Annotated in this window: 19 protein-coding genes and 1 pseudogene; 14 read left to right on the top strand and 6 right to left on the bottom strand. The window is 55.7% G+C overall.

Annotated elements, in window-relative coordinates:
- The first annotated feature begins 54 nt into the window (after window positions 1–54).
- The gene (locus IV04_RS10035) at window positions 55–1,134 is read left to right on the top strand and encodes an AbrB family transcriptional regulator (RefSeq protein WP_037400934.1); all 1,080 of its coding nucleotides are present in this window, start codon (window positions 55–57) and stop codon (window positions 1,132–1,134) included.
- A 7-nt stretch (window positions 1,135–1,141) separates the two neighbouring features.
- Here IV04_RS10035 and rarD read toward each other — a convergent pair whose 3' ends face one another.
- On the bottom strand, window positions 1,142–2,029 hold the full coding sequence (gene rarD, locus IV04_RS10040) for an EamA family transporter RarD (RefSeq protein ID WP_037400931.1): 888 nt from the start codon (window positions 2,027–2,029) through the stop codon (window positions 1,142–1,144).
- A 54-nt stretch (window positions 2,030–2,083) separates the two neighbouring features.
- The gene (locus IV04_RS10045; RefSeq protein ID WP_037400928.1) at window positions 2,084–2,554 is read right to left on the bottom strand and encodes a thioesterase family protein; all 471 of its coding nucleotides are present in this window, start codon (window positions 2,552–2,554) and stop codon (window positions 2,084–2,086) included.
- A 260-nt stretch (window positions 2,555–2,814) separates the two neighbouring features.
- Between IV04_RS10045 and pldA the strand changes: the two genes are divergently transcribed.
- From pldA to rhtC, 3 genes are all read left to right on the top strand, one after another.
- A complete protein-coding gene (gene pldA, locus IV04_RS10050) occupies window positions 2,815–3,681 on the top strand; it encodes a phospholipase A (protein ID WP_037400925.1) in 867 nt (288 codons plus the stop codon).
- Between the two features lie 181 nt (window positions 3,682–3,862).
- The gene (gene recQ, locus IV04_RS10055; protein WP_037400922.1) at window positions 3,863–5,695 is read left to right on the top strand and encodes an ATP-dependent DNA helicase RecQ; all 1,833 of its coding nucleotides are present in this window, start codon (window positions 3,863–3,865) and stop codon (window positions 5,693–5,695) included.
- A gap of 12 nt (window positions 5,696–5,707) precedes the next feature.
- Window positions 5,708–6,334 carry a threonine export protein RhtC gene (gene rhtC, locus IV04_RS10060; protein ID WP_037440786.1) on the top strand — a complete coding sequence of 209 codons (627 nt, stop codon included), beginning with the start codon at window positions 5,708–5,710 and terminating at the stop codon, window positions 6,332–6,334.
- A 126-nt stretch (window positions 6,335–6,460) separates the two neighbouring features.
- Here the strand turns inward: rhtC and rhtB are convergent, their stop codons facing one another.
- Window positions 6,461–7,081, bottom strand: a complete 621-nt coding sequence (gene rhtB / locus IV04_RS10065) for a homoserine/homoserine lactone efflux protein (RefSeq protein ID WP_037403685.1) — start codon at window positions 7,079–7,081, stop codon at window positions 6,461–6,463.
- 127 nt (window positions 7,082–7,208) lie between these two features.
- On the opposite strand from rhtB, the gene pldB reads away from it, so the two are divergent.
- The 10 genes from pldB (at window position 7,209) to IV04_RS10115 (ending at window position 17,674) form a co-directional block, all read left to right on the top strand.
- Window positions 7,209–8,246 (top strand): lysophospholipase L2, encoded by a 1,038-nt coding sequence (gene pldB, locus IV04_RS10070; RefSeq protein WP_037403684.1) that lies wholly within the window; start codon window positions 7,209–7,211, stop codon window positions 8,244–8,246.
- Window positions 8,247–8,257: 11 nt separating this feature from the next.
- Window positions 8,258–9,058, top strand: coding sequence for a sugar/pyridoxal phosphate phosphatase YigL (gene yigL / locus IV04_RS10075; protein ID WP_037403682.1), 801 nt, complete (start codon window positions 8,258–8,260; stop codon window positions 9,056–9,058).
- Window positions 9,059–9,354: 296 nt separating this feature from the next.
- The gene (locus IV04_RS10080) at window positions 9,355–10,023 is read left to right on the top strand and encodes a cysteine hydrolase family protein (RefSeq protein ID WP_037403680.1); all 669 of its coding nucleotides are present in this window, start codon (window positions 9,355–9,357) and stop codon (window positions 10,021–10,023) included.
- 5 nt (window positions 10,024–10,028) lie between these two features.
- Window positions 10,029–10,919, top strand: coding sequence for a DUF2877 domain-containing protein (locus IV04_RS26550; RefSeq protein WP_037403678.1), 891 nt, complete (start codon window positions 10,029–10,031; stop codon window positions 10,917–10,919).
- 77 nt (window positions 10,920–10,996) lie between these two features.
- Window positions 10,997–12,556 (top strand): acyl-CoA synthetase FdrA, encoded by a 1,560-nt coding sequence (gene fdrA / locus IV04_RS10090; RefSeq protein WP_037403677.1) that lies wholly within the window; start codon window positions 10,997–10,999, stop codon window positions 12,554–12,556.
- Entirely contained in the window at window positions 12,553–13,974 is a 1,422-nt protein-coding gene (locus IV04_RS10095) for a DUF1116 domain-containing protein (protein ID WP_037403676.1), read from the top strand. Before fdrA ends, IV04_RS10095 begins: the two co-directional genes overlap by 4 nt.
- The gene (gene arcC / locus IV04_RS10100; RefSeq protein ID WP_037403675.1) at window positions 13,971–14,930 is read left to right on the top strand and encodes a carbamate kinase; all 960 of its coding nucleotides are present in this window, start codon (window positions 13,971–13,973) and stop codon (window positions 14,928–14,930) included. Before IV04_RS10095 ends, arcC begins: the two co-directional genes overlap by 4 nt.
- Before the next feature lie 19 nt (window positions 14,931–14,949).
- Window positions 14,950–15,342 (top strand): hypothetical protein, encoded by a 393-nt coding sequence (locus IV04_RS10105; protein WP_037403674.1) that lies wholly within the window; start codon window positions 14,950–14,952, stop codon window positions 15,340–15,342.
- A gap of 77 nt (window positions 15,343–15,419) precedes the next feature.
- Window positions 15,420–16,634 carry a cytosine permease gene (locus IV04_RS10110; protein WP_037403673.1) on the top strand — a complete coding sequence of 405 codons (1,215 nt, stop codon included), beginning with the start codon at window positions 15,420–15,422 and terminating at the stop codon, window positions 16,632–16,634.
- A gap of 131 nt (window positions 16,635–16,765) precedes the next feature.
- Window positions 16,766–17,674, top strand: a complete 909-nt coding sequence (locus IV04_RS10115; RefSeq protein WP_037403672.1) for a LysR substrate-binding domain-containing protein — start codon at window positions 16,766–16,768, stop codon at window positions 17,672–17,674.
- 7 nt (window positions 17,675–17,681) lie between these two features.
- Here the strand turns inward: IV04_RS10115 and IV04_RS10120 are convergent, their stop codons facing one another.
- From IV04_RS10120 to glpT, 3 genes and pseudogenes are all read right to left on the bottom strand, one after another.
- The gene (locus IV04_RS10120) at window positions 17,682–18,392 is read right to left on the bottom strand and encodes a hypothetical protein (protein ID WP_037403670.1); all 711 of its coding nucleotides are present in this window, start codon (window positions 18,390–18,392) and stop codon (window positions 17,682–17,684) included.
- Window positions 18,393–18,514: 122 nt separating this feature from the next.
- Window positions 18,515–19,606 carry a glycerophosphodiester phosphodiesterase gene (glpQ, locus tag IV04_RS10125; RefSeq protein WP_037403669.1) on the bottom strand — a complete coding sequence of 364 codons (1,092 nt, stop codon included), beginning with the start codon at window positions 19,604–19,606 and terminating at the stop codon, window positions 18,515–18,517.
- Window positions 19,607–19,834: 228 nt separating this feature from the next.
- Window positions 19,835–19,979: pseudogene (gene glpT / locus IV04_RS26070) on the bottom strand (glycerol-3-phosphate transporter); the annotation flags it as partial.

Raw genomic sequence — 19,979 nt, forward strand, 5'->3', positions numbered from 1 at the left:
TAAATCAGGGTAGAATAGCGCCCATAGTTGGCCGCCCGTAAGGCATGTGTTTTGATGGAGCGTTTCCCCCCTGTAGTTCAATGGCTGATCCTGTTACTGGCTTCGCTGGTGTTGGGCTTTAGCTTGCAGATATTCCATATTCCCGCCGCATTATTGCTGGGGCCGATGATCGTCGGTGTTGCCATGGGGCTGTCTGGTGCTTCGGTGCGTATTCCCGAGCCATTTTTTATTGCCTCGCAGGCCGTGTTGGGCTGCATGATCGCTCAAAGCCTTTCTCCTGCCATTATCACTCCGCTGCTTGCTGACTGGCCACTGGTGCTGCTGGTGCTGGTCGCGACGCTGATAGCCAGCGGTGTTTCTGGCTGGTGCCTGATTCGTTTCAGTGATTTACCAGGTTCCACTGGCGCATGGGGTTCTTCCCCCGGTGGGGCATCGGCGATGGTCGCCATGGCGGGGGATTTTGGCGCGGATGCCCGGTTGGTGGCCTTTATGCAGTATCTACGGGTGCTGTTTGTCGCCACCGCAGCTGCGATGGTGGCCCGCATTGGTCTGGGGGATGAGGCCGGGCATGGCAGTGCTGCGCTGGTGTGGTTCCCGCCGCTTGACTGGCGCTTTTTCGGCACCCTAGCGATTGCGGCGGCTGGAGCCTGGTTGGGCCCGCGCTTGCGTATTCCTTCCGGTTCGCTGATGCTGCCGATGATTATCGGTGCGGCGTTTCACGCCACTGGCACCATGACGCTGCAGGTGCCGGAGTGGTTGTTGGCACTGGCTTATACGCTGATTGGCTGGAGCATCGGGCTGCGTTTCACCCAGCCAATATTCCTGCTGGCATTGCGAACGTTGCCGCAAATGCTGGTGTCAATCATCGGGCTGATGCTGTTTTGCAGCGGGCTGGCCTGGTTGTTGACGCAATTCCTGGCGGTCGATCTGCTGACGGCTTATCTGGCAACCAGCCCGGGTGGGCTGGATACTGTCGCGATTATTGCTGCTGGCAGCCGGGTGGATATGTCATTTGTGATGGCAATGCAGACGCTGCGTTTATTCACCATTCTGCTCACCGGCCCGGCCATGGCGCGGTTTATTACCCGCCTGTCACCCGCCATCGATCAAGAGCCTAAAAACAGCACTGAATAGGTGAACATCAACGCCGCTTGCGTTGGTTGTAGAGCGCATCCAGCGTGAACAGCAGCAGTGCGGCCCAGATAAAACCAAAGGTGACCAACTTGTCCTGGCCGATGGTTTCGCCGTAGAAGGTAGTCGCCAGCAGGAACATCAGCGTTGGCCCCAGATATTGAAAGAACCCGAGCGTTGACAGGCGCAGGCGAGTTGCGGCGGCGGTAAAGAACAGCAGTGGCACGGTCGTGACAATCCCGGCGGCGGCCAGCAGCAGGTTCAGCGACCAGGGGTTGGCGCTCAGATGGCTGGTAGGGCTGTCGGCGATCAGGAACAGGTAGATCGCGGCCACTGGCAACAGCCACAGGGTTTCAATCAACATGCCGGTTTGTGCATCGATCGCAATTTTTTTGCGCAGCAGGCCGTAGAACGCAAAGCTGAAGGCCAGGCCCAACGCGATGATCGGCAAGGAACCGAATTGCCACAGTTGTACCAGCACCCCGGTAAACGCCAGCGTAACGGCTACCCATTGCATACGGCGGAAACGTTCGCCGAGAAACAGCATCCCCAGCAAAACGTTGACCAGCGGGTTAATGAAATAGCCCAGGCTGGCTTCCAGCATATGATGGTTATTCACCGCCCAGATAAATAGCAGCCAGTTGCCGCCGACCAGCAGTGCGGTGATCGCCAGCAACAGCAGCCGTTTGCGATTACGACAGGCGGCGCGCACCTGCGGCCAGTTACGCCCCAGTGATACCAGGATCAACATGAAGAAAAATGACCAGATCACGCGATGGGTGAGGATCTCGTCGGCAGGCACCTGCTGGAGCAGTTTGAAATAGGCCGGGGCGATACCCCAAATAAAATAAGCGGCCAGAGCAAAGAGAATGCCCTGCCGCGTTTGTTTCACATCCATGGTGGTTACCGGGTGGGTAAAAAAGATGTGATGATTTTACTTGAAGAGAGCGGGTTATCCCACCAGATAAGTCGCCGTCGCACTGGCAATGTGCAGGCCATCGTGGTTATGCAGCTCGACGCGGGCGACTGCCACTTTATTGCCGCTGCGCAACACGCTGGCGGAGGCAGTAAAATGCTCGCCACGGCCAGGGCGCAGATAGTCGACGCGTAAATCGATGGTGCCCATGCGCGAAAGGCGAGCAGCCAGTTCTTCTTCGATCAGCGGATCCTGGCGCAGCAGCACGCTGCCGACGCAGACCAGCCCGGCGGCTACATCCAGCACCGAGGCGATCACGCCACCGTGCAGGATATTCTGCGCGGCATTGCCCACCAGCTTAGGCTGATTGGTAAAGGTGAGTTCAACAACGTCGTCATCGAAGCGGCGCAGTTCCAGCCCCAGCTCACGGTTGAACGGCATATGGTAGATAAAGATCTCGCCTATTTTCTGGCGTGCGGCTTCCAGGGTGAGTAATGTATGGGACATAGTTCCTTTCTTCTTCACTGTGGTGATTGGGCTAACTGGTCAGTCCAGGTTAATGATTTGTAGATTTTAGGCTTATTTTTTGTTGCTTTCCAGGTTTATCCCACCGATGTATTCCTAGGGCTATCTCGCCATTGTCTTGAAATCCACTGGGTGTAAATGATTCTTTGTGTGTAAAATGGCCTGCTTTTATACCCAAGCAACTTGAAGTATGCCGGGTATATTTCGGGTCTTTTCCTAATCTTTCTGGAGTGATCACAATCATGCGCGTTCTGTCTGGGGTTGTTATGGCGATGTTGTTAGCGCCAACGGTAGTGCAGGCTGATGAGGCCAAGAAGCAAGCAGGTCCCGTTCGCGGTAGCATCATTTCTGGCATGCTGCAGAATTATGATGGGCCATTCACCTTTTATGCTTATGAACCCAACTATCTGATCTATACAGAAACCAGCGATCTCAATAAAGAAGCGATTGAGTCTTACAGTTGGGCGAAAAATGCCAATAAGGACGAAGTGAAATTCCAGCTCAGCCTGGCTTTCCCGATCTGGAAGGGGATTGCCGGTGAGAACTCATTGCTGGGGGCTTCCTACACCCAACGCTCCTGGTGGCAGCTCTCCAACCATGAAGAATCCGCGCCATTCCGCGAAACCAACTATGAACCACAGATCTTCCTGGGCTGGGCCACGGATTACCAGTTTGCTGGCTGGACACTGCGTGATATCGAAGTGGGTATCAACCACGAATCCAACGGGCGTGAAGACCCTACCTCCCGCAGTTGGAACCGTGGCTATGCCCGCCTGATGGCGCAAAACGGTGACTGGCAGGTAGAAGTTAAACCCTGGTTCCGTTTTTCAGAACGCGACAGCAATGACGACAACCCGGATATCACTAAATACATGGGTTATTATCGCCTGAAAGTCGGCTACGCCTGGCGGGAAAGCGTGTTCAGCGTCGATGGTTTCTACAACTGGAATACCGGGTATGGCGGGGCAAAACTGGGTTGGAGCTATCCGATCACCAGCCATGTGCGTTTCTATACCCAGTTGTTCAGTGGTTACGGCGAATCGATGATTGATTACAACTTCCAGCAGACACGGTTTGGCGTTGGTGTCATGCTTAACGATATTATGTAACCTTGATACCCATTGTCTTTCAAGCCGCAGCGTTGTTACCTGCACTTTTTCACCCCGGTCACTTACCTGTGTAAGCTCTAGGGGATGAACGAATTGGGTGCCTGGCTGCAACTTGAAATCCATAGGGTATATATAACGTGGTGCCAGCAGGCACCGTCGTAGCGTAAAAATGGGGAAGTGTGTGTCAACCGCAGCAGTGATAAACAGAGAGTTGCTGGCAGAACAGGTATTGCACGATACCTTTGGCTACCAGCAGTTCCGACCGGGCCAACAAACGATTATCAACGCTGCCATCGGCGGGCAGGATTGCCTGGTGGTTATGCCTACCGGCGGTGGTAAATCGTTGTGCTACCAAATCCCGGCGCTGGTGATGAACGGTCTGACGCTGGTGGTTTCCCCCCTGATCTCGCTGATGAAAGATCAGGTCGATCAATTGCTCGCTTATGGCGTTGCTGCTGCCTGCTACAACTCGACGCAAACGCGTGAACAGCAACTGGATGTGATGGCCGGTTGCCGCAGTGGCAAGGTCAAGCTGTTGTACATCGCCCCCGAGCGTTTGATGATGGACAGCTTCCTCGAGCTGCTGGAGCACTGCCCACCCGCGCTGCTGGCGGTGGACGAAGCGCACTGTATCTCGCAATGGGGCCATGACTTCCGCCCAGAATATCGTGCGCTGGGCCAGTTGAAGCAACGGTTCCCGGCGATGCCGGTACTGGCGCTGACGGCCACGGCTGATGAAGCTACGCGTAACGACATTGTACGCCTGCTGACGTTGCAGGATCCGCTGATCCAGGTCAGCAGCTTTGATCGCCCGAATATCCGCTATACGCTGGTAGAGAAATTCAAGCCGCTCGATCAACTGTGGCGTTTTGTACAGGATCAGCGCGGCAAGAGCGGCATTATTTACTGTAATAGCCGCGCCAAAGTGGAAGACACCACCGCCCGTTTGCAAAGCCGTGGGTTGAGCGTGGCCGCCTATCACGCCGGGCTGGAAAACGAACGCCGTGCTCAGGTGCAGGAAGCCTTCCAGCGTGACGACTTACAGGTGGTGGTGGCAACCGTCGCCTTTGGGATGGGCATCAACAAGCCCAACGTGCGCTTTGTGGTGCACTTTGATATCCCACGCAATATCGAATCTTATTATCAGGAAACCGGTCGTGCCGGGCGTGACGGCCTGCCCGCCGAGGCGCTCTTGCTATACGATCCGGCTGATATGGCCTGGTTGCGCCGCTGCCTGGAAGAAAAATCGGCAGGCCCGCAACTGGATATTGAACGCCACAAACTGAATGCCATGGGGGCGTTTGCCGAAGCGCAGACCTGCCGCCGCCTGGTGTTGCTGAACTACTTCGGTGAAGGTAAGCAGCAAGCCTGCGGTAACTGCGATATCTGCCTCGATCCCCCCAAGCGTTACGATGGGCTGGAAGATGCCCGCAAGGCGCTTTCGGCGATTGGCCGTGTTGGCCAACGTTTTGGTATCGGTTATGTGGTAGAAGTATTGCGCGGTGCCAATAACCAGCGCATCCGCGAATTTGGCCATGAAAAATTGCCGGTGTACGGCATTGGCCGCGATAAAACCACTGAACATTGGACCAGCGTGCTGCGCCAGTTGATTCACTTGGGCTTTATCAGCCAGAACATTGCGATGTTCTCGGCGTTGCAACTGACCGAGGCCGCGCGCCCGGTGTTGCGCGGTGAAGTAGAACTGCCCTTGGCGGTGCCGCGTATTCAAAGCCTGAAGGTGCGCAGCAGCGCTAATCAGAAATCCTACGGCGGCAATTACGATCGCAAGCTGTTTGCCAAACTGCGTAAGCTGCGTAAATCGATCGCCGACGAAGAAAACATCCCCCCCTACGTGGTATTCAACGACGCCACGCTGCTGGAGATGGCAGAACAGATGCCGATCAGGGCCAGCGAACTGCTGAGTGTGAACGGTGTCGGCCAGCGCAAACTGGAGCGTTTTGGGACGCCATTTATGGCGATGATCCGCGATCATCTCGACGATGACGACGAATAAGGACAATCAATCATGCTGATACTGTTTTTTACCGTGGCCGTGGTGCATTTGATTGCACTGATGAGCCCGGGGCCGGATTTCTTTTTTGTTTCACAGACCGCCGTTAGCCGCTCGCGCCGTGAGGCGATGATGGGTGTGGTCGGGATCTCGTTGGGCGTAATGGTCTGGGCCGGTGTGGCGCTGCTGGGGCTGAACCTGATCCTGCAAAAAATGGCCTGGCTGCATCAAATCATCATGGTGGCTGGCGGTCTGTATCTGTGCTGGATGGGCTGGCAACTGCTGCGCTCTGCCCGTACGCAAAACGCACAACCGGCACCAACAGAAGAGGTGGCCATGGAGCTGCCGAAAGCGGGCCGCAGTTTTATTCGCGGCTTGTTGACCAATCTTTCCAACCCGAAAGCGGTGGTTTATTTTGGCAGCGTATTCTCGCTGTTTGTCGGTGAAGATGTCGGTGCCGGTGCGCGCTGGGGGTTATTTATGTTGATCACCGGTGAAACCTTTGTCTGGTTCAGTTTGGTGGCGGTGGTGTTTGCGCTGCCCGCCATGCGCCGGGGCTATCAGCGTTTAGCCAAGTGGATTGATGGCGTGGCAGGCGTGTTATTCACCGGTTTTGGCCTGCATCTGATTTTTACCCGCTAGGCTACTTTACTTGCCAGTTTGAACCCAGGCAGTGCTCAGACTCCTCACGTACTTAATGTACGCTCCGGGTCCTGCGCGCTGACCGTGCCCAACCTGCCTGCGACAATAACGCCTAGCATTGAATTCTCAGGCTTTTCTGGCCGTTGCCAGCAACCCGGCCACCAGAATAAACAGTGAACCAAAAATACGGTTCAGCAAGCGCATTTGACGCGGGGTTTTCAGCCAGTTGGCAATACGCGTTGCCAGCGTGGCGTAGCCAATCATCACAAAGATATCCACCACCACCGTAGTAACGCCCAGTATCACGTACTGCTCCGCCTGCGGCTGATTGGGCACGATAAACTGTGGGAACAGCGCCGCCAGGAAGACGATGCTTTTCGGGTTGGTCAGATTCACCAGCACCGCGCGGCGGAACAGGCGGCGGCGTGGTAGGGTGCCCGCCAGAGTATGCAGATCCAACGCACCGGCAGCGCGCCACTGCTGAATACCGAGCCACACCAGATAGGCAACGCCGAACCATTTCAGCAGCTCAAACGCCAGCAGGGATTGCGAAACCACGGCTCCCAGACCGATTCCCACCATCACGATGTGCAGGCTGAGCCCCACCTGCAACCCGGCGATGGACGCTACAGCCCCACGATAACCGTGGCTGATGCCGGTGCTCATGGTGTTAATTGCCCCGGAACCGGGGGAGAGACTGAGGATAATCGTTGTCAGCAGATAGGTTAACCACCAATCTAAGGTCATTGCAAGGCTCCCACAATACGCTAGTATTGCATCTGTTTTTGTAAGAATTGAATCACAATACGCGAGTATTATTTCCTGTACCAGAGATCGCATTGACTTCTCTGAACACCCCGAGACAAGGCATTCGATGACGTTATCCTCTTTCAATTCCGCTGAATGGCTAAGCCGCGAAAAACAGTTCTCGGCTTTCGCCGCCGGGCCGTTGCTGGCTTTCTGGCGGCGGCGCGAAGAGGGGGAATTCTTTGGCGTGGGTGGTGTACCGATCCGTTTTGTGCGCTTCAGTTCGCCACAGCACCAGCGTGTGGTCGTGGTCAGCCCTGGGCGGATCGAGAGCTACATTAAGTACCCGGAAGTGGCTTACGACCTGTTCCACAGTGGCTATGACGTGATGATTCTCGATCATCGCGGCCAAGGGCGCTCCGGGCGCATGCTGGCAGATTCACACCGTGGACACGTGGTAAACTTTACCGATTACGTTGACGATTTCGCGCAGTTTTACCAACAGGAAGTGCTGCCGCACGGTTATCAGCAACATCTGGCGCTGGCGCACTCAATGGGGGGCGCCATACTGGCGCAGTTTCTGGCGCGCGAACCCCAGGCTTTTGCAGCCGCCGCATTATGTGCCCCGATGTTTGGTATTCACCTGCCGATGCCCGGCTGGATGGCAAATCGTATTCTGAACTGGGCAGAAAAACGCCCGCTGCTGCGTGATTATTACGCCGTTGGCACGGGCCAATGGCGGCCATTGCCCTATGTGGTGAATGCACTGACCCACAGCCGCGAGCGTTATCACCGCAGTTTGCGCTATTATGCCGATTACCCCGAACTCCAGGTGGGGGGACCAACCTACCACTGGGTGCGGGAAAGTATGCATGCCGGGCAGCAAATTATTGCTCAGGCAGCTAAAATAACCACACCGATTTTATTATTGCAGGCTGGTGAGGATCGGGTAGTCGACAACCGTTCCCATTGGGCTTTTTGTCAGGCCATGTCAGAAGCGGGGCATCCTTGTGAAGGGGGTAATCCGTGGGTTATCGCAGGCGCACGCCATGAGATCTTGTTTGAACGGGACGCGATGCGCGCCGAGGCACTGAACGCAATCCTGCGCTTTTTTGCCCAGCACTTAGGCAGCACTGCTGCTGCCGAAAACACCATTAGAGGTTAGAACATATCGCTATGTATCACGTTGTCGCTTCCGATTTAGATGGCACTCTGCTGTCTCCTGACCACACCCTGACGCCTTATGCCAAAGAGACGCTGAAGCTGCTGACGCAGCGCGGTGTACACTTTGTTTTTGCCACGGGCCGCCACCATATCGACGTTTCCCAGATCCGCGATAATCTCGGCATCAGCGCTTTTATGATCACCTCCAACGGTGCGCGGGTGCACAACACCGCAGGTGAACTGATCTTCAGCCACAATCTGGATGAAGACATCGCCCACGATCTCTACAACATGATGCATGACAATCAGGAGATCCTGACCAACGTCTACCGCAATGACGACTGGTTCATGAACCGTGAAAGCCCGGAGCAGGAAGAGTTTTTCCGCGAATCGGTGTTTAAATATCAGTTGTTTGAGCCAGGTTTGTTGGAAACCGATGGGGTCTGCAAAGTGTATTTCACCTGTGACGATCACGACAAACTGCAGCCGTTGGAAGATGCCATCAACGCGCGCTGGGGCGATCGCGTCAACGTCAGTTTCTCTTTGCCGACCTGCCTGGAAGTGATGGCGGGAGGGGTATCGAAAGGCCATGCGCTGGAAGAAGTGGCCAAGATCATCGGCTATTCGCTGAAAGAGTGCATTGCCTTTGGCGATGGCATGAACGACCTGGAAATGCTATCGATGGCGGGCAAGGGTTGCATCATGAGCGGCGCTCACCAGCGGCTGAAAGATACCTTGCCGGAGCTGGAGGTGATCGGTTCTAACGCCGACGACGCTGTACCGCACTACTTGCGCAAAATGTTCCTGTCGTAACCTATCGGGGCGCAGCGTGCTGCGCCCGTTGTTCTGGCAGCCGCAGCGACCCAGCTCACATTCCACCAACGATTTTTTCGATTCAAACCTCACTTCTGCATCAATTAAATTGCAACTGAAAGCCAGCTTTCCGCCTATCTCACATTTATTGTAAGGGTATTTTGCCTGCTGCAAAATTTTCGTTGCTGCCCGCGAAATCGTTTATCTGTTATGTCTCCCTGCGCCCTCTATACTCAAAACAGATCCTCAAGATTATCGGCTGCCAAGCCGAAACCTAACGAATCAGGAGATGGCTCATGACACAGAAAACCTTCCACGCAGAACCTTTCGCCCTGCCGTTTGAAATGGGCAGCACCGCACTAGTAATGATCGACATGCAAAAAGACTTTGTTGAGCCGGGCGGCTTTGGGGAAGCGCTGGGTAATGATGTCTCTTTCGTCCGCAGCGCCATCGAACCTTGTAAGCGAGTGCTGGACGCCGCGCGCCGCCAAGGGTTGCTGGTGATTCATACCCGCGAAGGCCACCGTGCCGATCTGAGCGATTGTCCTCCAGCCAAGCTGACGCGCGGTGGGCAAACCTTTATCGGCACGCATGGGCCGATGGGGCGCATTCTGGTGCGCGGCGAAGCGGGCCACGACATTATTCCTGAACTTTACCCGCAGGCCGGTGAACCGGTGATCGACAAACCGGGGAAAGGCGCGTTTTACCAGACTGACTTGCATCTGATCCTGCAAAATCACAGCATCAAGACGCTGATCGTATGCGGCGTCACCACCGAGGTTTGCGTGAATACCACCGTGCGCGAAGCCAATGACCGTGGCTACGAGTGCATTATTCCGCAGGACTGCGTGGGCTCTTACTTCCCGGAATTCCAGAAATATGCGCTGGAGATGATCAAAGCGCAGGGCGCGATTTTTGGTTGGGTCAGTGATGCTTCCGCGATTGTGGCAGGTCTGCAAGGCTGATCATCATGGGGCAGCCACTGTTTTTCCCGGTGCTTTCTGTGGGATATCTGGCTGCCAGCCGGTTGGCCGAAGGGGATCAACTTCAGGTACACAGCGTTTTTCAGCGCTCGTTGAACCTGCGTCATCCCGACGGTTATCTGCTCTCAATTCTGAGCCACGATAACCAGAACCTGCCGGATGCGATCCGCGTTGCGCTGCCCGGCAATTGGGATTGGCGTTATCACCTGCAGGCAGGGCAAAGCGTCCGGTTTGCCAACGGCATATTGCAGAGCGAACTCTGGGGGATAGCCGTAAACCAGAGCACCTGCTGGCATCCGCAGCTGTGGTTATCGGGTGAGTTTACTCCCGAACCGCAGCAGGTGCTGCGTCATTACGCAGTGCTTGCCAGCCAACTGAGCCAATATTGCCAGCAGCAGCAGGTTGAAAGCGATCTACAACTGTTGCCGGGAATGGGGCCGTCCACGCGGGCGGTCACGCTGGATGTTACCGACAGCCAAGCGCAACTGACGGCAGAAGTCACCGCATTGATCGGCTTCGGGCGCGGGTTGACGCCGGATGGTGATGACTACTTATTAGGGTATCTGACGGCACTGTGGCCGTGGCGGCAGCACCCTGCCATCGCCGAGCACGATGCCGCACTGCGCAACATCATTGGCAGCCAGCTATCACGCACCAATGACATTAGCCGCCATTATCTGGCGCGTGCGCTGGAAGGCCATGTTTCGCAGCCGATTTGCGATTTGATGCTGCTGTTGGGGACGACGGAAGTACAGGCCAGTGAGATCCAGGCGGCGGCATGGCAGGTGATGCAGTTTGGTGCTTCTTCCGGTGTGGATTGCTTGGCCGGGTTGTTACATGGCTTGAGGACGTTAAGACGCACGCTCCCAGCAAGATGAACCGATTAATTTCAATATGCTGAAAAACCCTTTTGCCTGCTGTTAACCGGTGGGCAGATCTCGTACAGGTAACCGCTATGAGTGTAATGCATAAAGTTTTTGCCAATCTCTATCAGGATTCCGTGTCGCTGATGCAGATTTCGGCGCAAATCAGCCAACTCCCTGGCATTGAACAAGCCTCGGTGGTGATGGGAACCGCCACCAATCTGGGCCAACTGCGTGATGCCGGTTTGGATAACGGCTGCCAGGCCGGGCCGAACGATCTGATCATTGCCGTGCGTGGCGAAGAAGCCGCTTGCGTTGCCGCGCTGGAACTGGCGCACCAGCGCCTGAACAGCAAACCCGCCGAAAGCAGCAGCGAAGGCGTGCGCGCACCACAGTTAGTCAGCCTGGAAATGGCCGCTGAGCAACAGCCCGACATCAATCTGGCACTGATCTCCGTACCCGGTGATTACGCGGCAGCCGAAGCGATCAAAGCCCTGCATCTGGATATGAACGTGATGCTGTTCAGCGACAACGTCAGCCTGGAGCAGGAAAAACAGATCAAGCTGCTGGCCCAGAGCAAGAACCGTTTGGTGATGGGCCCAGATTGTGGCACTGCGATCATCAATGGTTTGCCATTGGGATTCGCCAACGTGGTGAAGCCCGGTGCGATCGGCATCGTTGGCGCTTCAGGCACCGGCGTACAGGAAGTGACCTGCCGTATCGATCAACTGGGTGCGGGTATTTCTCAGGCGATTGGTACTGGTGGCCACGATCTGCATGAAGAGATCGGCGGTATTTCTATGTTGCACGGGCTACAGGCATTGGCCGCCGATCCGGCGACGCAGGTGATTGTGTTGATCTCCAAGCCACCAGCGCGTCCGGTGGCCGAACGGATTCTCGAGCAGGCGCAAGCTTGTGGAAAACCGGTGGTAGTCAACTTCCTGGGGGCGGCACCGGAAGAGGTCGCTCGCCCAGGGATCACCGCCTCCGCCACCTTGGCTGACGCCGCCGGGCTGGCGGTCGCGCTGGCTAACGGCACATCCGCACCGGCTACGGTGACGGCGATATCACCAGAAGATCGAGGGTTGCTGCAAAACGCCAGTACGCAACTGCCAGCTACCCGCCGTTACATTCGCGGTGTGTTTGCCGGTGGCACCTTCTGCTATGAAAGCCAACTGCTGTGCCAACAACAGGGGTTCAGCGCGGCGTCGAATACGCCGGTCAAAGGCAACACCACGCTGGCGGATATCTGGCGCAGTCAGGGCCATACGCTGATCGACATGGGCGACGACGATTTCACCCGTGGCAGGCCGCACCCGATGATCGACCCTACCTTGCGCAACCAGCGCATTGTGGCGGAACTGAACGATGCCGAGACGGCGGTGGTGCTGTTTGATCTGGTGCTGGGCTACGGCGCGGCAGCCGATCCTGCTACTGAACTGCTCACCCTGTTGAGCCAGAACAAGAGCCCATCCAGGCCGTTACTGATTGCCCATGTTTGTGGCACCGAGGCCGACCCGCAACAGCGCTCACGCCAGATAGATGCTTTGCGCCAGGCGGGCGTACTGATTGCGGGTTGCAATGCCCAAGCGGCGATGTGGGCCAGTCTGGTGGCCCGCACTCAGGCAGAGAAAAACGGAGAAAAAGCATGAATCCATTATTCCAGCAACCACTGAAAGTGGTGAATGCCGGGCTGACCGGCTTTGCCGATAACCTGAAACAGGCCAATGGCGACGTGGTGGCCTTGAGCTGGCAACCACCTGCGTTGGGCGACGTGCAAGCTGGGCTGGACCTGGCCGCGTTGATTCGCCACCCGTTGGTGGAGCAGGCCAACCAGATCGCTTTCGAACGTTACCTGAGCGCCCAACCGGTGCTGATCGATGTGATGAGCGCCGCCGAAGCCATTCCGGCCATGGCCCAGCGCAAGTTGATCCTGCATTCCGGCCCGCCGATTGCCTGGCCGGACATGTGTGGCCCGGTGCAAGGGGCGATTGTCGGCGCTGTGCTGTTTGAAGGTTGGGCTGCCGACCATCAGGCCGCTGAACGTCTGATCGCCGAAGGCAAGGTAGAACTGGAGCCTTGCCACCATCATCAGGCGGTTGGCCCGATGGCCGGTATCATCAGCCCATCCATGCCGCTGTGGGTGATTGAAAACAAAACCAACGGCCAGCGTGCGTTCAGCAACTTCAACGAAGGTTTGGGGAAGGTACTGCGCTTTGGTGCCAACAATGAAGAAGTGCTGCAACGTCTGCGCTGGATGCAGCAGGAATTGGCCCCGGCGCTGAAAGCCGCGGTGCGCCAGATTGGCGAACTGGAACTGAAACCACTGATGGCGCAAGCGCTGCACATGGGGGATGAGGTTCACAACCGTAATGCGGCGGCGACCGGGCTGTTGATCAAGCGCCTGGTACCGGCGTTGCTGGCCTGCGATCTGCCAGTAGCCACGCTGCAAAACGTGGTGGCGTTTATTACCGGTAACGATCACTTCTTCCTCAACCTGTCGATGGCCGCCTGTAAAGCCATGATGGATGCGGCTACTGGCGTGCCATACAGCTCGATGGTCACCGTGATGGCGCGCAACGGCGTTAATTTCGGTATCCGCCTGTCCGGCACGGGCGATCGCTGGTTCCAGGCCCCGGCTAACGCGGTGGAAGGGTTGTTCTTCCCTGGCTACGGTGTAGAAGATGCGGCAGCCGATCTCGGCGATAGCGCGATTACTGAAACCGCCGGTGTCGGTGGCTTTGCTATGGCGTCATCACCGGCCATCGTCAAGTTTGTCGGCGGGACACCAGCCGATGCCACCAATAACAGCCGCCGTATGCAGGCGATTACCGTGGGTGCTAACCCGGCATTCACCTTGCCTGCGCTTAACTTTGCACCAACTGCGGCGGGGATCGATGCGCGTAAGGTGGCTGATCGCCAGATCCTGCCGGTGATCAATACCGGTATCGCCCACAAACAGGCGGGGGTTGGGCAGATTGGTGCCGGTATTACTACCGCGCCGATGCCTTGTTTCGTCGAGGCTATTCAGGCACTGGCCCAGTCACTGCCAGCGGGAGAAAAAGCATGAGCAAACCTTTAGCCGTGGTTGCCGTTGGTGGTAACGCGTTGATTCAGAACGATCGGCAAAACAGTATTCCCGATCAGTATCAGGCGGTGATGGAAACCGTCGGGCACGTGGTTGAGATGATCGAAGCCGGTTGGGATCTGGTACTGACCCACGGTAACGGGCCGCAGGTCGGGTTTATCCTGCGCCGTTCCGAGTTGGCGGCAGAAGAAGTGGCCCCGGTGCCGCTGGATTATGCGGTGGGTGATACCCAAGGTGCGATTGGCTACATGTTCCAGAAGGCGCTGCACAATGAGCTGCAGCGTCGGGGCATTCAGCGCCCCGTGGTGGCGCTGGTGACACAAACCTTGGTCAGCGCCGATGATGCCGCTTTCCAGCACCCAAGCAAACCGGTAGGGGCATTCTTCGATCGGGAGACGGCGTTAGCGCGCCAGCAGAAACTGGGCTGGACGGTGATGGAAGACGCGGGTCGCGGCTGGCGACGCACGGTGCCTTCGCCTGAGCCGCTGGAGATTATCGAGCGCGAAGTGATTAGCCAACTGTTGGCGCAGGGCTGCATTGTGATCGCCTGTGGCGGCGGCGGGATCCCGGTCATCCGCGATGAGCATCAGCAATTGCAAGGTGTGGAAGCGGTGATCGACAAAGATCTGGCTTCGGCATTGTTGGCAGAGCAGCTCGGGGCGGATCTGTTGATGATCCCAACCGGCGTTGAGCAGGTGGCCATCAACTTTGGCACACCGCAGCAGCAATGGCTGGATTCGTTACGCATTGAACAGGCTGAAGAATTACTGCGGCAGGGGCAATTTGGGGCAGGCAGCATGCAGCCGAAAGTCGAAGCCATCCTGGGTTTTGTCACCCGCAGTCAGCAGCAGGGCAAGAACGGCCAAGGGTTGATCACCAGCCCGCAGGCGATTAAAGCGGCCCTCAATCACCAGACCGGTACTTGGATTAAGCCATAACTATTAAGGAATTAGCATAATGAGTCAGACTACTTTGGTGGCCGTAAACGGCACCCTGATGCGCGGCCTGGAGCTGAACGGCAATATGACCGGAGCCGGTGGGGTTTTCGTGCGTGAAGATCAAACCGATGCCCATTATCGGCTGTGGAGTATTAACGATCGCCACCCTGGCATGATCCGGGTGATGGAAGGCGGCGTTTCGGTAGCGCTGGAAATCTGGGAACTGCCGATGGCGTCGTTTGCCACCCTGCTGCTGAGTGAGCCAGCTGGGCTGTCGATCGGTAAGGTGAAACTGCAGGACGGCAGCGAAGTGCTGGGCGTGCTGGCAGAGCCTTGGCTGGTGGCCGGGCAAAAGGAAATTACCGAGTGCGGCGGTTGGCGACAGTATACCGGTGAAACTTTCACAGAATGAGTGGCTAAACCTTCAGGCCGCCCCACGCCAGCGGCACGGTGTGGGGCCAGCCTGATACAGCTCCATAGGAGTAATCTATGCGTAAAACGGATGAAAACGTCAGTACTGCGTCCGGCTTTCATATTGCGATGATCTTACTGGGGATTGCGGTCACCCCGGTGCTGCTTTCTTCTTCCAGCCTTGGTAACCAGCTCTCCCGTTCAGAGTTGCTCACCGTGGTAGGATTGGGTGGGATTATTCTGGCGGTGTTGGCTGCCATCACCATCAGCGTCGGTGAAAAAGCACGTTTACCGACCTACGGTATTGTGAAATATCCCTTTGGCGAACGCGGTGCGGTGGCGATCAATATTCTGATGGCGATCAGCCTGTTTGGCTGGATTGCGGTAACCGCCAACATGTTCGGCCATTCGGTACACGATCTATTAGCCCAGCATGGGCTGGAGCTACCAACACCGCTGCTGGTGGCCGTGGGGTGCTGTATTTTTGTGGCATCTACCGCGTTCGGTTTTGCCGTGCTCGGCAAGGTAGCGCAGATCGCGGTACCAATTATCGCGCTGGTGCTGTGCTATATCCTGTATGTGGCGATGAACGGTCAGGCGGAACTGGCGCAAAGCGTGGGCAGTATGGATACGGGAGTGGCGGTTTCTACCGTGGTGGGGACGATCATTGTACTCGTCGCTACGTTGCCCGATTTCGGCAGCTTTGTGCATAACCGCAAGCATGCGCTGATCGGTGCATTTACCACCTTCCTGATCGCTTACCCGCTGTTGTATTGGGTGGGAGCCACTCCGAGCGCGTTGAGCGGGCAAGGCTCACTGCTGGCAGCGATGGCGGTATTCGGTTCGGTATTACCGGCAGCCTTGTTACTGGTGTTTGCCTGCATCACTGGCAACGCCGGTAATATGTTCCAGGGCACTTTGGTGGTCTCGACGCTGTTAACCCGTTTCCCGAAATGGCAGATCACGCTGGCGCTGGGCGTGCTGTCGGCGATTGTCGGCAGTATGGATATCATGGGCTGGTTTATTCCGTTCCTGCTGTTTCTGGGCATCGCGACCCCGCCAGTGGCCGGTATCTATATCGCCGATTTCTTCCTCTATCGCCGCAATGGTTATCAGGAAGGCGTGCTGGCGGCGGAACCGCAGATCAAGCTGCTGACGTTTGTTGCTTGGGTTCTGGGCTCTGCGGTGGGTTTTATGACGGTCAAAGGGATATTTACTCTGACCACCATCCCTTCGGTAGACTCGATTCTGGTGGCCTGCGTGGGTTATGCGCTGTTGAGCCGGATTAAATAGCTTTTCAACGCGGTGTAGGCTGCAAGTTTGTACCCATGCAACTTGAAGGATGATGGGTATAATGCAACATAATGACGTACTGCCAGCGTGTAAGCTGGCAGTCTCCTCTCAGGCAGCTTCAGGGAATCATTATGTTTATCTCCGACGAGACATTGCGGGTCATCCATCTGGTTGCCAAATACCAGAGCATCACTACCGCCGCTGAACACCTGAACAAAGTCCCTTCCGCGATCAGCTATACGGTTAAAAAATTAGAGGAGAGCTTTGGCGTTGAGCTTTTCCTGCGTAAAGGCCGCTATATCGAACTCACCCCGGCGGGTGAATACTTTATCGAACACAGCAAAACCATCCTCAATGATTTGGATGCGCTACAGCGCAATACCGCCCTGATTCACAGTGGTGTGGAACAGGAACTGACGATTGCAGTGAACAATATTATCCCCCGTTCGGCGATCGTCGAGTTTGTGTGTGCATTTGAAGTGATGTTTCCCTCCACCCGGCTGACCATTGATACCGAAGTGTATAACGGCTGCTGGGATGCGCTGTATAGCAAGAGGGCCAACTTGGTGATTGGCGCTCCGCATGCGGTGCCCAGCACCGAGGGGATTATCAGTGAGTCGATCGGCCATCTGGAGTGGGATTTTGTCGTTGGGCCAGAGCATCCGCTGGCAACCCAGGTTTTGCCGCTACAGAACAATGAACTGCGGCACTATTCGGCAATGTGCATTCGCGATACCGCCGTCAACTTTGTGCCGCAGCAGGCATGGTTGCTGGAAGGGCAAAAACCGATGTTTGTGCCTGATTTCGCCACCGCTATTGAGCTTATCCAGCGTAATGTGGGGATCGGTTATGTGCCGCACCACTTGGCTTTGCCGCTGCTGAACTGTGGGGCATTAGTCAAAAAATCGATGCAGGAACACAAACATGCCACGCAGATCTTTCTGGCGGCCCGTTCGGATGGCATGGGCAAAGTCAGCCGCTGGTGCATGGATTATCTGCTGGCACCTTCGTTCCGTGCCCGGTTGCATGGGCAACTGTGATGGCGGTTCATTCCTGAACTTTGCAGACCAAATCGTAGGAATACAATGTGCCTTCAGGCGTTGCTTGAATGAGTTCCATATCCTGATCCAGACTGCAAAATAAAGCAGCACTGCTGTGGATGGCCGAAGCATAGGTAATATCAAAAAACAGCGGTGTAGGGTTTTCCTGTTGCCTGTTTTTCAAGGCTTTTTTGACCCACAGTTCCAGTTCGAGCGCTATTTTTTGTAGATCGTCATTTTCTTTCAGCGGATGGAGGTCATAATTTCTCTCCCCCGCCAGGTTCGCCAGCGTTTTTTTATATTCTTGCTGTAACGCTTCTGGAATCAGCAGGGATAATTTTTCTGCGGTTTGATAGGTTTGCAAGAATAAGGGCAAATGTTCCAACTGAGGGGCACCCACCACCTGCGGGCAGTAGAGCAGCGGCTTTCTTTTGGTCACCCGGTAAAGGTGCGGTTTTTTGACATGATGCAATGTCATGACCGAAGCAAATAACAGTAGCAGCGTCGTAAAAATTAACGGGATAAACCAGATAAAGAAGCTGACTAAATCGTTGAACGGATGGGAATAACGTTCAACGTCATCCGGGCGGAAAAAGCGCAGCACCATCTTGAAAATCAGCCCTTCATTCAAGGCATCGGTGACCCAGCCGGTAAGTACAATCGCCGATAAGGCGTAACATGACGTTTTGAGATGCTGCAATAATACCGAACGTTCCATGGATTATCCCCCCGATTAATCATCATCGTGGGTATCCTTCCATCATAGCTGCCATCTTTCAAGGGATTGGGGCTGTTTCAGGCTGTTGAAAAGCCCCACCCAGTGGGCGGGGCCAGCCGGAGTTATTTGTGCAGCTTGTGCTGTTGCAGGAACTGTACGCCTTTGTCCGGGAAGTCGGTGAATACGCCGTCGACGTCTGCATCAATATAGAAAATCTTCAGCATGTCGTTGAAATCCTTGGCATAGGCCGGAACCTGACCAGGATCGGCACGGAAGGTGTACGGGTGGATCTGCAAGCCCTGCTGCTTGGCTTCTTTCGCCAAGGTGGTCAGCTCAATGTGGCCAGGGGTGGAGGTGCTTTTCACAATCATTGGATACCACGGGCCAATGCCATCGGCATATTTGGCCAGCTTGGCCGCCGCGCCGGGTTCATACATCCAATCGTAGCTGTACGGTGTCAGGCTGCCATCCGGGTGGATCACCATCGTTTCGCTCACCTTCTGATCGCCAGTATTGGTGATCAGCTGTACCAGCTTGATGTCCATGCCCATAGCAGGCAGCAACTCTTTTTTCACCCGCTCTAAATCCGGTGCATCGAAGCTCTGCAGGTAAACTTTGTCATCTTTTTTGGTGTAACCGTAGGATTTCAACACTTCCAGCGTGGCTTTGGAGATATCCTTGCCTTCAATCTTGTGGAACCAAGGGGCTTTGGTTTCGACGTAAATACCCACATTTTTGCCGGTTGAGTGGTTCATCCCCTGAACCATTTCAATTTCGTCCTGCAGCGTGTGGATATGGAAATCAGATTTCCACATAGGGAAACGGTTAGGGAATTTTTGCTGTTGTACGCCGTCTTTGACCAAGAACTCTTCGGTGAACTTCAGCGACTTGATTTCCGGCAGGGTGAAGTCAATGGCGTAATAGCGGCCATCTTTACGGTGGCGATCGGGGAATTTTTGTGCCACGTCGGTCACGCGATCAAGGAAGTGATCGTGTAAAACGATCAGTTGATCATCCTTGGTCATCACCACGTCTTGTTCCAGATAGTCTGCGCCCATGGCAAAGGCCATCGCTTTGGCTGGCAGCGTGTGTTCCGGCAGGTAACCGCTGGCACCACGGTGGGCGATAACCACTTTATCTACCGCTTGTGCGATGCCGGTCATTGAGGTAGCCAGAATAAGCCCTGCCAACAGGGTTTTAACTTGAGTCCGCATTCAATTATTCTCCATGTTATAGGGGTACTAAAAAGGCCGCAGAGCGGCCCTGAGATTGATGACAAAAGTGGTCTTTGAGCCTGAGATACCCGGGCCTATCGCACCTAGGAGCGCTCCGGCGGCTTACGCCGCTACGACCCCTTCGGCACGCTCTCCCTAATATCTGACTTTGTCAGCAGTCTGAAAGCCGCAGAGCAGCCCTTCGATCATGCCAAAGCAATGTGACAATTAACCACGACGCTTGGCTGCAATTTCTTCGTGATGCTTTTTCTCGCTGATCATGGTCAACAGCAGCAGTAATACTGCGCCGATGCTGCCGCCAATCATCACCATGAAACCGCCATCCCAACCGAAATAGTCCACGGTGTAACCG

The organism is Serratia sp. Ag1, from assembly GCF_000743355.1.
Lineage (GTDB): Bacteria > Pseudomonadota > Gammaproteobacteria > Enterobacterales > Enterobacteriaceae > Chania.

What these genes read in the sequence shown, in the direction of transcription:
- rarD (WP_037400931.1), bottom strand. Translation starts at nt 2,029, where the DNA reads ATGGATGTGAAACAAACGCGGCAGGGCATTCTCTTTGCTCTGGCCGCT.
- rhtB (WP_037403685.1), bottom strand. Translation starts at nt 7,081, where the DNA reads ATGACCTTAGATTGGTGGTTAACCTATCTGCTGACAACGATTATCCTC.
- IV04_RS10110 (WP_037403673.1), top strand. Translation starts at nt 15,420, where the DNA reads ATGCGTAAAACGGATGAAAACGTCAGTACTGCGTCCGGCTTTCATATT.
- IV04_RS26550 (WP_037403678.1), top strand. Translation starts at nt 10,029, where the DNA reads ATGGGGCAGCCACTGTTTTTCCCGGTGCTTTCTGTGGGATATCTGGCT.
- IV04_RS10115 (WP_037403672.1), top strand. Translation starts at nt 16,766, where the DNA reads ATGTTTATCTCCGACGAGACATTGCGGGTCATCCATCTGGTTGCCAAA.
- arcC (WP_037403675.1), top strand. Translation starts at nt 13,971, where the DNA reads ATGAGCAAACCTTTAGCCGTGGTTGCCGTTGGTGGTAACGCGTTGATT.
- IV04_RS10105 (WP_037403674.1), top strand. Translation starts at nt 14,950, where the DNA reads ATGAGTCAGACTACTTTGGTGGCCGTAAACGGCACCCTGATGCGCGGC.
- IV04_RS10045 (WP_037400928.1), bottom strand. Translation starts at nt 2,554, where the DNA reads ATGTCCCATACATTACTCACCCTGGAAGCCGCACGCCAGAAAATAGGC.
- glpQ (WP_037403669.1), bottom strand. Translation starts at nt 19,606, where the DNA reads ATGCGGACTCAAGTTAAAACCCTGTTGGCAGGGCTTATTCTGGCTACC.
- IV04_RS10080 (WP_037403680.1), top strand. Translation starts at nt 9,355, where the DNA reads ATGACACAGAAAACCTTCCACGCAGAACCTTTCGCCCTGCCGTTTGAA.
- pldB (WP_037403684.1), top strand. Translation starts at nt 7,209, where the DNA reads ATGACGTTATCCTCTTTCAATTCCGCTGAATGGCTAAGCCGCGAAAAA.
- IV04_RS10120 (WP_037403670.1), bottom strand. Translation starts at nt 18,392, where the DNA reads ATGGAACGTTCGGTATTATTGCAGCATCTCAAAACGTCATGTTACGCC.
- yigL (WP_037403682.1), top strand. Translation starts at nt 8,258, where the DNA reads ATGTATCACGTTGTCGCTTCCGATTTAGATGGCACTCTGCTGTCTCCT.
- pldA (WP_037400925.1), top strand. Translation starts at nt 2,815, where the DNA reads ATGCGCGTTCTGTCTGGGGTTGTTATGGCGATGTTGTTAGCGCCAACG.
- IV04_RS10035 (WP_037400934.1), top strand. Translation starts at nt 55, where the DNA reads ATGGAGCGTTTCCCCCCTGTAGTTCAATGGCTGATCCTGTTACTGGCT.
- rhtC (WP_037440786.1), top strand. Translation starts at nt 5,708, where the DNA reads ATGCTGATACTGTTTTTTACCGTGGCCGTGGTGCATTTGATTGCACTG.
- fdrA (WP_037403677.1), top strand. Translation starts at nt 10,997, where the DNA reads ATGAGTGTAATGCATAAAGTTTTTGCCAATCTCTATCAGGATTCCGTG.
- IV04_RS10095 (WP_037403676.1), top strand. Translation starts at nt 12,553, where the DNA reads ATGAATCCATTATTCCAGCAACCACTGAAAGTGGTGAATGCCGGGCTG.